Origin of the sequence: Cupriavidus phytohabitans, assembly GCF_000426345.1 — a bacterium.
Lineage (GTDB): Bacteria > Pseudomonadota > Gammaproteobacteria > Burkholderiales > Burkholderiaceae > Cupriavidus.
This window is the reverse complement of record NZ_AUFE01000108.1, coordinates 1-11,345: the sequence shown is the minus strand read 5'-3', so window position 1 is coordinate 11,345 and position 11,345 is coordinate 1. Positions and strand designations below refer to the sequence as shown.

At 58.8% G+C, this 11,345-nt stretch carries 9 protein-coding genes and 2 pseudogenes; 8 read left to right on the top strand and 3 right to left on the bottom strand.

Features of this window, described 5'->3' with window-relative positions; translation table 11 throughout:
* Positions 1-249: transposase domain-containing protein (locus tag K309_RS0131980; protein WP_029050094.1), on the top strand; the 249-nt coding region annotated here is incomplete at its 5' end.
* A 290-nt stretch (positions 250-539) separates the two neighbouring features.
* On the top strand, positions 540-1,529 hold the full coding sequence (ftrA, locus tag K309_RS0131975) for a transcriptional regulator FtrA (protein WP_029050093.1): 990 nt from the start codon (positions 540-542) through the stop codon (positions 1,527-1,529).
* Between the two features lie 142 nt (positions 1,530-1,671).
* Here the strand turns inward: ftrA and K309_RS0131970 are convergent, their stop codons facing one another.
* From K309_RS0131970 to K309_RS0131965, 3 genes and pseudogenes are all read right to left on the bottom strand, one after another.
* Positions 1,672-2,130, bottom strand: a complete 459-nt coding sequence (locus tag K309_RS0131970) for an Lrp/AsnC family transcriptional regulator (RefSeq protein ID WP_029050092.1) — start codon at positions 2,128-2,130, stop codon at positions 1,672-1,674.
* Between the two features lie 778 nt (positions 2,131-2,908).
* A pseudogene (locus tag K309_RS43425) lies at positions 2,909-3,322 on the bottom strand (benzoate/H(+) symporter BenE family transporter); the annotation flags it as partial.
* A gap of 321 nt (positions 3,323-3,643) precedes the next feature.
* Positions 3,644-4,321 (bottom strand): helix-turn-helix domain-containing protein, encoded by a 678-nt coding sequence (locus tag K309_RS0131965; RefSeq protein ID WP_232232586.1) that lies wholly within the window; start codon positions 4,319-4,321, stop codon positions 3,644-3,646.
* 223 nt (positions 4,322-4,544) lie between these two features.
* Between K309_RS0131965 and K309_RS0131960 the strand changes: the two genes are divergently transcribed.
* The 6 genes and pseudogenes from K309_RS0131960 to K309_RS38210 form a co-directional block, all read left to right on the top strand.
* A complete protein-coding gene (locus K309_RS0131960; RefSeq protein WP_035878705.1) occupies positions 4,545-5,795 on the top strand; it encodes an NAD(P)/FAD-dependent oxidoreductase in 1,251 nt (416 codons plus the stop codon).
* A 9-nt stretch (positions 5,796-5,804) separates the two neighbouring features.
* Positions 5,805-6,737, top strand: coding sequence for a bifunctional Delta(1)-pyrroline-2-carboxylate/Delta(1)-piperideine-2-carboxylate reductase (gene lhpI, locus K309_RS0131955; protein ID WP_029050089.1), 933 nt, complete (start codon positions 5,805-5,807; stop codon positions 6,735-6,737).
* A 121-nt stretch (positions 6,738-6,858) separates the two neighbouring features.
* Positions 6,859-7,452 (top strand): Bug family tripartite tricarboxylate transporter substrate binding protein, encoded by a 594-nt coding sequence (locus K309_RS0131950; protein WP_029050088.1) that lies wholly within the window; start codon positions 6,859-6,861, stop codon positions 7,450-7,452.
* 128 nt (positions 7,453-7,580) lie between these two features.
* On the top strand, positions 7,581-8,579 hold the full coding sequence (locus K309_RS0131945; protein ID WP_029050087.1) for a dipeptidase: 999 nt from the start codon (positions 7,581-7,583) through the stop codon (positions 8,577-8,579).
* Between the two features lie 197 nt (positions 8,580-8,776).
* On the top strand, positions 8,777-10,027 hold the full coding sequence (locus K309_RS38215; RefSeq protein WP_051320732.1) for an ABC transporter substrate-binding protein: 1,251 nt from the start codon (positions 8,777-8,779) through the stop codon (positions 10,025-10,027).
* A 314-nt stretch (positions 10,028-10,341) separates the two neighbouring features.
* Positions 10,342-11,345, top strand: a pseudogene (locus K309_RS38210) (proline dehydrogenase family protein); the annotation flags it as partial.

Sequence of the window (11,345 nt, the reverse complement as noted above, 5' to 3'; positions counted from 1 at the left end):
ATATCGAACAATGTGATTGAGAATTCGATCAGGCCGTTCACCGTAGGGCGCCGGAACTGGCTCTTCTGTGACACCGTGGCTGGCGCGAACGCAAGCGCGAATCTGTACTCGATCATTGAGACCTGCAAGGCCAATGGCGTCGATACGTACCGCTATCTCGTCGCCTTGTTCAAGGCGCTGCCGCTCGCGAAGACCGCTGACGACTACGAGGCCTTGCTGCCTTGGAATCTCAAGACATCCGCTGTTTAGCCGACCTCGTATCCGGCCGCAAGAGGCGTTGTTAGTCGACCGCTTACAGTTGAAGTTTCTGGCGGACTCTGCTGCGTCGGGCCGCTTTCGACCGAGCAAAGGATAGGGACCGCGGGTTGAACCGACTAGTGGCACGAACGACAATTTTCGTCTAGATCATGCCAAAGTGTGCCGTATAGTGATCCGCAGCCCCTGCGCGCTCCAACTGCCACGTTTCGACGCTTGCGAGACGCCAGGCCGATGGTGCAAAATCCGGCGCGGTGGCATCAATACCTATTTCTATCTGCATCGTGCCAAAGAAGGAATCGCAATCGGCCGCCAATGGGGGACTTGTCGCAGTCGTCGTCTACGACGGCCTGAGCCTCTTTGAGTACGGCTGCGCCGTTGAAGTGTTCGGTTTGCCCAGACCGGAAATGGGAGACGCGTGGTATCGCTTCGCGACGTGTTCGGCCGAGCCCGGGACGTTGCGCGGGCCGGGTGGCATCCGAGTGCAGGCTGACGGTGGCCTTGAACTTCTTTCGAGGGCGAAGACGATCATCATCCCGGGCTGGCGCGATATTGAAGCGGTTGTGCCGCCGGATCTCTGCCGCGCTTTGCGAAAGGCGAACAAGCGGGGGGCGAGAATCATGTCGATCTGCACGGGGGCCTTTGTCTTGGCCGCATCGGGATTGCTCGACGGTAAGCGCGCGACTACGCACTGGCGTCACGCGGCAACACTGGCGGAGCGATATCCGGAAATCCGGGTGGAGGCAGATGTGCTCTACGTCGATGCCGGCGATGTCCTGACTTCGGCGGGAAGTGCAGCGGGAATCGATCTGTGCCTGCACCTGATCCGCCGGGATTTTGGCCCTCGTGCGGCCAATCAGGTCGCACGCCGACTTGTGATGCCGCCACACCGTGAAGGTGGCCAAGCCCAGTACATTGCCGAGCCGGTCTCGAAGCGCAGCACCGCTTCGTTGGCACCCTTGGTGGACGCGGTGCGCGCAACCTTGGATGAAGACTGGCCGATTGCCAGAATGGCAAGGCAAGCCGCAATGAGTGCCCGCACCTTCCAGCGGCACTTTGTCAGTATGATGGGTATGCCGCCTGGCGAGTGGTTGCTGATAGAACGTTTAAGCCGAGCGAGAGTGTTGCTCGAAGAGACCGATTCGTCCGTGGATGACATCGCGGTGCAAGTGGGGTTCGGCGCCGCAGCCACGTTGCGCAATCACTTCCGGATCCGGCTTGGAACAAGTCCCGGATACTACAGACGACGTTTCAGTACATCTGAGCTGCATTGATTCCGGCCAATGGCGGATCAAGTTTCCCAGTTGCCGTTGCGCCCATTCACGGTGGCACGGCGGTTTCCATCCAATCGAGTCACCTATACGCGGATAGATCGTAGGTTTCTACAAGCGCCGGTCTCGGATGACCGGTGCTCTCTTACGCGTAATCCAATGGTAGCGCAGTGGTGTACTTGATCTGTTCCATCGCAAAGCTGGAGCTAACATCGGCGAGCTCCGCCCCTTGGATCAGCTTCTTATAGACGCGGTCATAGGCCGCGATATCCGGCACTACCACCCGCAGCAGGTAATCGGTGTCGCCGGCCATCCGGTAAAACTCGGTCACCTCCGGGATCGATGCCACTAATCCATGGAACAGCTTGATCCATTTCAGGTTGTGCTGGCTGGTACGCACTGAAACAAAGACTGTGACACCGGCATTCAAGGCGTTTGCGTCCAGCAATGCAACGCGCTTGCGAATGATGCCGGCCTCTTCCAGCTTTTGGATGCGGCGCCAGCATGGCGTCGAGGTCAGGCCGACACGGTCCCCGACTTCCGTTACGGGGACGGTTGCGTCTTCCTGCAGGATGGCAAGGATTTGCTTGTCGTATCGGTCCATGTCCGTTAGCTGGCTGAGTCCGAGGCTTGAGTAAAGTCCGGGCGGAGCATCAGTAGCTTGCCTTTCACGTTCTCTCTCACTGTAAGTTGAAGTTTCTGGCGGACTCTGCCCGCTGTCGGGCCGCGATCCACCGAGCACAGGATAGGGAGCGCGGGCTGAACGGGCTAGTGGTACGAACGACAATTTTCGTTCATATCGTGCCAAAGTGAGCCGCATGGTTATTCCGATACGGACAATCGTTTAGGGAACGAACGGTGCACGGTTCGAGCTACTGCTATTCCTTATCGCCAGGTTCGAACTTTATCGGGGCGACAACCGACGACGCCGGCAGGCCGGCCGCAACGGAGAACTGGCGATCGGCCATGAACCGCTATCTGGAGCATCGCCGCCTTAAGTTGAAGAATCCGCGAGCTTAGACGAAATGCCGGGGATGCCTCGCCGAACGGTCTGTGGTATCACCGATCTGGTCGCCGGCGAGAAGTCTTCGTCATCGCAGGGGGCAGGGCGGTGCGGCAAGTCACGGATCTTCGCGCTCTGTCCGACGTCTCTTCGCGACCCTTCTCGGTCGGTCAACTTCCCTGCCGTCGATGACTGGAATCTGACGAAACAGTCGTTCGAGTATGGTTTTGCCCGAGGCTACGCCGTTGCCGATAAACGCACAGAAGCGGATGCTGCCCGGCCACAACGAACTTTCGTTGGCGTCAGCGTCGGCGCAATACTGACGGGGACGTTCCTGCCGTTTTATGGGTGTAATCAAGAGAGGGATAGCTTGCGATCTCTATCCCTTTGCTCTTCTAAACACAAGATGTGCAGCCGATCCCAAGACGATTCCCCAGAACGCCGAGCCCAGGCCCAAAAAGCACATGTTAGAAGCAGTAGCGATGAATGTGATGAACGCCGCCTCCCGATGGGCTTCGTCTTGCACAAGTCCCACGATGTTTGTCGCAATGGCACCCAGCAGGGCCAGTCCTGCTAGTACTGCCACAAAAGCAGTCGGTAACGCTGCGAACAGCATGACCACCGTGCCTGCGAACGTACCACCAATCAGGTAGAAGAGTCCGTTTGCAATACCCGCGACATATCGACGTCGGGGATTAGGATGCGAATCCCGGCCGGTGCAGAGCGCCGCTGTAATGGCGGCAATCACAATGGTGATCCCACCGGAGAAGGCGACGAGGATGGACGCGAAGCTTCAGCAGCCAGCTAAGCATCATTCCGGCGACGGCTGCGCCCGTCGAGATCGACCACACCCACGAAGCAACAACGTCGTTGCCTACATTGGCGGCGTGGGCGGCGTGGGCGGCCTGGAAGAAATGGCCAGTGGGCCGGCGTAGGAAATGATGACGGCGAGCAGCCCTGCCGTCACGGCGAACAGGGACCATGTGTCCTTGGCAGTCATAAACATGCCGCCAATGTGTCGTCGTCGATTTCGACGTTGGATCCCAACAGCGTCGTGATTTGCGTCGTTACGATTTCGAGGGCGTTCCAATGTCCGTTCTCGTACGCTCGAAAATTACGTGTCCAACGTCACGCTTGAACAGACCCAGAGAACCTTGGCATCTTCGTCACCCGCAGAAATGCAGGCGTGGCCCATGGCGCTGTCGAAGTAGCAGGAGTCGCCCACGGAGAGCGTCACGGGAGCATAGAAGTCCGTATGGAGCACTACCTGACCCTCCAGTACGTAGATGAACTCCTCGCCGCCATGACGGAAAAGATTTCCGAAATCTCGGACGCTGCGAGCCTTGATCGTCGTGCGAAGCGGAACGAACTGTTTGTCCGCCAGGTCGGAATTCAACACCTCGTAACGGTATTGCGCTGTTTCATGCACAACCCCTTGACCCGCGCGCGTTAGGCTGCGCCTACCCAAGGGCGCTGGCTTCTCCGGGGAGCCGAAAAGTTCGCTGACGTTTACCGAGAGGCCCCGCGCCAGCGCTGCAATCTTCTCGTATGTCGGCGACAGTTGGCCGTTTTCGATTTTCGAAAGCGTCGACACCGAAATTCCCGTTTGGCCGCTCAGTTGCTGGAGCGTGAGCTTTGCCTGGGCACGGAGAGTTCTAAGAGTCTGACCGAGCGGAACGTGGAGCTGTTCGGCATCTGTTGTGTCGCGATTCGATCGGTCAACCGACGGGGCGGACTCTGTTTCAGCGTGGGCGGCCATGACGGAGAGCGGAGCAGGCAGGTGGAAACTCATTGTAGCAAACGCCGAAGTTTTTTTCGCATCAGAAAATTAAGCAAACATAAAGACAGTAGCCTTTTTCGCCACTTTGTCGTGCCGAAGTGCGGACCATCGGGTGGTGATAAGTTCTGGTTTACCCTGTTTTCTGCGAAAAAGATTTCGTATCCGATAAAAAATTGTTGCGGTAGAAAAGAGCTTGACCTAAATTTGTCACATCGTTTCTTACCGCAAGCAGATCATGTCGGATCAGGTCGTCGTCGTTGGAGGAGGTATCGTCGGGCTCAGTTGCGCGTTGCATGCGCGTCGCGCGGGACACGATGTGACCGTTGTTGACGTTGGCGACGTTCGGCAACGCGCGAGCTTCGGCAACGCCGGAGTGATCGCGACGTGCGAATACCTGCCCATCGCCACACCGGCGCTGCTTAAGGCGATTCCGCAGATGTTGTTTGCCTCGGATAGTCCGCTGAAGCTGCGATGGAGTTACCTGCCGGCGCTGGCGCCTTGGCTGATTCGCTTTCTCGCTGCCAGTGCCCCGGGAAAGGTGGATCGCGCAGCCGAAGCCTTGAAATCTCTGCTGTCCCTTTCCGTATCTGAGCATCGTCGGTTGGCGAGAGACGCCGATGCCGGCAATCTGCTACGGGATGTAGGGTGGATAAAGGCTTACGAGTCCGAAAAGGCATACTCTGATTTGGAGGCAGAGCGGCGCTATCTGGCGGAGCGTGGCGTTGCAATGTCGGCCCTCTCGGCCGACGAGTTGAACGATCTGCTTCCTGGTTTGCGCAACATCTTTCGCAAGGGCACCCTGTACTCCGACTGCATTCAGGTCACGGACCCAGGTGCATATGTAGCGCGTACCCAGGATGCGTGCGCGAACGCCGGCGTTCGCTTTGTCTCTGAAAAAGCGAAGGGCTTCGAACTGACTGACGGCAAGGTCACCGGCGTACGTACGGCAGACCGACATGTTGCGGGCACGAAGTTTGTCATTGCAGCGGGCGCGTGGTCGAAAGTCCTGGCAATGCAATTGGGTGAGCGCGTCTACCTCGACACGGAGCGCGGCTACCACGCGATGCTAAAGACCGGAAATCGAACTTTACTGCGAGCCCCACTGCTCTGGCACGAGAAATCCGTCGTGTTGTCCCAGCAGTTGCAAGGACTTCGGATCACCAGCAGCGTGGAGTTTGCGGGATTGGACGCACCCCCAAGATACGAAACACTTGATAGGACCGTGGCCGCCATTCAGCAAATCGCGCCTGAACTCCAAGGGCCGATCGAAAGCCGTTGGCTCGGCTTTCGGCCATCGACGCCGGACTCATTGCCAGTCATCGGGAGAGCTGGCAAGCATCCCAATTGCTTCATGGCTTTTGGGCACGGACATCTCGGCTTAACGCTGGGGCCGGTGACTGGACACTTGATCGCGCAGGCGATCGCTGGGCAGCCAACGACCGTCGATCTGCAGCCATTTTCACCGAGCCGATTCGCTCATTCTTGACGTCACACCATGCTTGTACTCGATTATCAGCAGACCAGCGAGCGTTTGCCTTTCGATCAGACCATCGCCGCCCTGGAAGCGATGTTTGCAACCGGTTGCCATGTTCCGCTTCGCCACAACCACCCCATTGAAGTGCCAGGCGCTGAGTCACCTGCAACGCTGTTGGTCATGCCAGCTTGGCAAGTCGGCGGACGCTTAGGCATCAAGACGGTGTCGGTGTACCCGAGCAACACGTCGAAGGGGCTGCCCGGGTTGCATTCCACATTCATCCTGTTCGATGCAACGACCGGGCAGCCGCTGGCCATGCTGGACGGAGACGCGATTACTTCGCGGCGAACTGCGGCCGCTTCGGCGTTGGCAGCCAAGTACTTGAGTCGCCCGGAGTCCAAGTCGCTCTTGCTCGTGGGCACGGGTAGGGTCGGCTCCTTGCTGCCGGAGGCCTACGCGGCGGTGCGGGACATCGCGCGTGTAGAGGTCTGGGACACCAGTCTCGAAAAAGCACAGAAGTTCGTCGATGCGCTCGTCAACATGGACATTGAAGCTTCTGTGGTGACCGATCTAGAAGCCTCGGCGCGCCGCTCCGACATCATTACCTGCGCGACGCTATCGACCGCTCCGTTGATCCGCGGGGATTGGCTCGCGCCGGGAACTCACCTGGATCTGATCGGCGGTTTCACACCGACGATGCGAGAGTCGGACAACGAATGCTTTCGGCGCGCGCGAGTTTTCATCGACACGGACGAGGCGCTGGCAAAAGCAGGTGATTTGCTGGAGCCAATCAGGGCTGGCGTGTTCGAGCCTGCGCGAGTCCTCGCGCGGATGGAGGATCTTTGCCGAAAGACCCACCCGGGCCGGGAACGCCATGACGAGATCACGTTGTTTAAAGCCGTTGGAACGGCACTCGAAGATCTTGCCGCAGCGTCGCTTGCGTACGACGCCTAGGCATACCGTTTTCTACTCCTGAGAAGTTCGTCTTCGCGCCAAAGGCGCTATAAGAGTTATCACGTTGGACGTACGGCGCACGCAATGAAGGTGCTGACGGACACTACCATTGGGGCCTGAAATGAAGAAACTGCTTACCTCGATTGCCGTTACTGCCGCGGTTTGCACACCTCTGTGCATTGGCAACGCCGTCGCTGCTGACAACTATCCGTCGCGCGAAATCTCGCTCGTGGTGCCCGCACCTCCCGGCGGAACCACCGACGTCGTGGGGCGCATACTCGGAAAGTACTTGAGCCAGGAACTTGGTCAGCCTGTAATCGTGATGAACCGGCCGGGCGCAACGCTGCCCGCCGCCGTGGGACAGATCCAGTCCAAGCAACTCAAAGCACTCGCGATTACGTCGGCCAAGCGCGATCCCCTGTTTCCGAACGTTCCCGCGATGGCCGAAATTTATCCTGGCTTCACCGCGGATAGCTGGTTGGGTATCGCGGCAGCAAAAGGCACGCCTAAGCCTATCGTCGACAAAATCAGCGCCGCAGTACGAAAGGTCTCCACGAATCCGGAATACATCAACAACATCAAGAAGCTTGGCGCCCATGTGACGACGGATCCCTCGCCAGAACAGTTCCATAGCTTTATGGTGGCAGAGAAGGCGAAATGGAATCAGGTCATCGACCAGGCTAAGATCCAACGATTGCCCTCGTTCGGCGAGTGACACGAGCTCGAGGCAACTGCGCCGGCATGTCGTTTCAATGACGGCGGTGCAGACACAGCGACTGTATCCGGACGTGGGAAGCTCCTCGCGACCCGTCCCTTCTCTAAAGAGATTTTAAGGTGTTCACCATGAGTCAGGAAACCTTGCACTCGCGCTCCATCATCATCGATGGCACATGCCCGCTTCTGTACGACCTTGAATATACCGGGAATTGTGTCGCCGGCGGCCTGACGGCGGTTGTACCGACGGTGCAGAATGCAGGCGGTGTTGTTGGGTCTCTCAACAATATCGGTGCTTGGCACAACAAGATTCGTAATGACGACAAGTTGCTGCTCGTCAGGTCGGCTGCCGACATCCTGAAGGCCAAAGAGACTGGCAAGATGGGGATCATTTTGCATTTCCAAGGGGCCGATCCCCTGGAAGACAAGATCGATCTTGTTGACGCTTACAAGGCGGCGGGCATCGGAATGATTCAATTGACGTACAACGTCAAGAACCGCTTGGGCGATGGCTGCGAGGAGCGCACTGATGCGGGGCTAAGCAAGTTCGGCGTCGCCGTCATCAAGCGCATGAACGAAGCGCGCATCGTGGTGGACGTTTCTCACACCGGTTACCGCACGACGATGGAAACATTCGAAGTGTCCGAGCGACCCGTCGTGTTCTCGCATGCCTGTGCTCGCGCCGTCTACGGCTCACAGCGCAACATTCTGGACGACCAGATCAAGGCGGTTGCGGCGACCGGCGGCCTTGTCGGCGTAGCTGCAGTCCCGTTCTTTGTGTCCGATTCGAAGCGGCCCACGATGGACGATTTCGTCAGGCACATCGATCACATGGTGAGCCTGGTCGGTCCTGATCATGTGGCGCTGGGATTGGATTACTACACTGGCCAACATCCGTATTCATCAGACGAAGCGGCCATGGCGCTGTACAAAGGTCACCTCAAGCAAGGCCGGTGGGGTGCGTCGTATCCGCCCCCGCCGTACTACTACCCGGAAGGCATGGAGACGCCGGATCGCCTCGGGAATCTCACTGAAGGTCTGCGCGCTCGCGGCTATTCAGAAGACGATACCCAGAAGATCATGGGTCTGAACTGGTTCCGCGTTTTCAAGGAAGTCTGGGGCGGTTGAGTCGTCCCACTCGTTGCGTTGCCACGGAACGAAGCGGCGCTGGCCAGAGCATCGCTGGCTCTTCTCGAGGGGAAGCAGCGGCGGACCAGCGCCAAGTCCCAATCCATACCCCGCGTCAATTTCTCTTTCCCGGCTGCTCCCATTGCGGCGGCCGTGAAGACACTCGTCCTTAACGCTTAGCAACGTGGAGTCTCCAAATGAACAGTCCTCACTTCTGGAAACAGCCCCTCTTGGGCATATTGCTTTGCGGCGTCGCGATGGTTTGCCAGGCAGCCTCCGACATTTTGATCGGTTCGCCCCTCGACTACCAATACGCCATCACCACGAGCACGCTATATCACCAAGGGCAGAAGGATTACGCAGCGCTGCTCAATCAACGAGGTGGCGTCCAAGGTCATCAGATTCGCTTTGTCGATGCTGACCACGCCAATGACGCAAAAAAGGGGATTGAGGCGTACGAGCGGATGCTGAAGGACGGAGTGCTTGCGGTGGATCCTCTATCGACCATTGTCGCCAAGGCACTCACCAAACGAGTGTTGGATGACAAAGTAAATTTGGTGTCGTTCTACAGCGGTCGTAGTGACGCGTCAGATGGGAAAGTGTTTCCGTATGTCTTTCCGATGTCGCCAACGTATTGGTCGCAAGCTGCGCTGATCGTCAAGCATATTGAGCAGGCAGAAGGCGGAAACCTAAAGGGGAAGCGTATCGGCTATGTGGCGGACTCGAACCCCGAGGCACTTGGAATGTCCACACTTCCATTGTTGGAAGAGCTGTCGAAGAAGCTGGGATTTACGCTGGTTCCAGCGCTTTACCCGAGGACCGGAGATAGAACGCCAACTCTTGAGAAGCTCGCCGAGGAGAAACCGGACTGGACCATCGTTTGGGACGGCGGCCCCCGGAAATTTGAGGCATACAACTACCTCTTTTCCCACGGCATTCGGCCGGAGAGAACGGCCACCTTGATTTGGCTGTCAGAAGCGGAGATGACGAAGATCTCGGCGCCTGCTATTGGGATGCTGAAGTTTGAGGGCTTTGCCACGGGAAAGGGGCCAAGGGTCATCCAAGACATCATCCAGAACGTTGTCGGCCGCGGACTTGGAAGTGGGCCTAGAGAAAACGTTGGCACCACGTACTACAACGCGGGCGTCGTTTCCGTGGCTATCGTCGCGGAAGCAGTTAAGCAAGCGCTCCGTGCGGATCCCCATCGTGGCGTCACGAGAGAGGCGCTGCGAGATGGGCTTCAGAAGATCAATGATTTCGACGCTGACGGCTTGGCTCCTCCGATGCGAATCACGCCGGAAGATCATCAGGGAGGTGGGGCTGGACGCATTGTCAGGTGGGATGGCGAACGTTGGGCGCCAATCAGCGGATGGAGTTCCGCTTACCAGGATGTGGTGTGGGACTTCATCCATCGGTCGTCTTTTGAGTATGCCGCCAAGGGTCAGTAATCAGAGAGTCATCCGTTTGGCGGCAGAGTGTATTCGTAGTCCCGTTATCCGTGTTTGAAGAGTGAGATATGAAGCCCGAAGTCATTGAAGTCGCGGTTGATGTGGCCCTGAGCACCAAGATTGCACACGCTGCCGAGCAGCTTGGCTGCTCGACCAACGCCCTTATCGAACGAGCGGTCCACGAGTCGCTAGATCGAATGCAGAGCACGAATCCCGCAGTCGCTTTTGATGGTGCCAGCGCTGCGGATTGCGAAGCCGGCCCAACTTTCGTAACCGATCTGTCTCCTCCATTTGTTGCTTTTAGGGCTGGACTGAAGCCGCAATCGGTGCTGCGTGCCGCCATCACGTCGGCCTATCGCCGCCCCGAAACCGAATGCGTGCCGGTGCTGCTGGAGCAGGCCCGCCTGCCGCAGGCCCAGGCCGACGCCGCCATCAAGATGGCCAAGGCGCTGGCGCAAAAGCTGCGTGAGCAGAAGGTGGGCACCGGCCGCGAAGGCCTGGTGCAGGGCCTGATCCAGGAATTCTCGCTGTCGTCGCAGGAAGGCGTGGCGCTGATGTGCCTGGCCGAGGCGCTGCTGCGCATCCCCGACAAGGCCACGCGCGACGCGCTGATCCGCGACAAGATCAGCGGTGCCAACTGGCAGTCGCACCTGGGCCAGAGCCCGTCGCTGTTCGTCAACGCCGCCACCTGGGGCCTGCTGCTGACCGGCAAGCTGGTCGCCACCCATACCGAGTCGGGCCTGACCAAGGCGCTCACGCGCATCATCGGCAAGGGCGGCGAGCCGCTGATCCGCAAGGGCGTGGACATGGCGATGCGCCTGATGGGCGAGCAGTTCGTCACCGGCGAGACCATTTCCGAGGCGCTCGCCAACGCGCGCAAGTACGAGGCGCAGGGCTTCCGCTACTCCTACGACATGCTCGGCGAAGCGGCCATGACCGAGGACGATGCCGCGCGCTACCTGGCGTCGTACGAGCAGGCCATCCACGCGATCGGCCAGGCCTCGCGCGGCCGCGGCATCTATGAAGGCCCGGGCATCTCGATCAAGCTGTCGGCGCTGCATCCGCGCTACAGCCGCGCCCAGCACGAGCGCGTGATCGGCGAGCTGTACGAGCGCCTGAAGTCGCTGACGCTGCTGGCGCGCCAGTACGACATCGGTATCAATATCGACGCCGAGGAAGCCGACCGGCTGGAAATCTCGCTCGACCTGCTGGAGCGCCTTTGCTTCGAGCCCGAGCTGGCCGGCTGGAACGGCATCGGCTTCGTGGTGCAGGGCTACCAGAAGCGCTGCCCCTTCGTGATCGACTACCTGATCGACCT

Coding starts and splice junctions, on each gene's coding strand:
- K309_RS0131950 (WP_029050088.1), top strand. CDS start 6,859: ATGAAGAAACTGCTTACCTCGATTGCCGTTACTGCCGCGGTTTGCACA.
- K309_RS0131960 (WP_035878705.1), top strand. CDS start 4,545: ATGTCGGATCAGGTCGTCGTCGTTGGAGGAGGTATCGTCGGGCTCAGT.
- K309_RS0131965 (WP_232232586.1), bottom strand. CDS start 4,321: ATGAGTTTCCACCTGCCTGCTCCGCTCTCCGTCATGGCCGCCCACGCT.
- K309_RS0131945 (WP_029050087.1), top strand. CDS start 7,581: ATGAGTCAGGAAACCTTGCACTCGCGCTCCATCATCATCGATGGCACA.
- K309_RS38215 (WP_051320732.1), top strand. CDS start 8,777: ATGAACAGTCCTCACTTCTGGAAACAGCCCCTCTTGGGCATATTGCTT.
- K309_RS0131970 (WP_029050092.1), bottom strand. CDS start 2,130: ATGGACCGATACGACAAGCAAATCCTTGCCATCCTGCAGGAAGACGCA.
- lhpI (WP_029050089.1), top strand. CDS start 5,805: ATGCTTGTACTCGATTATCAGCAGACCAGCGAGCGTTTGCCTTTCGAT.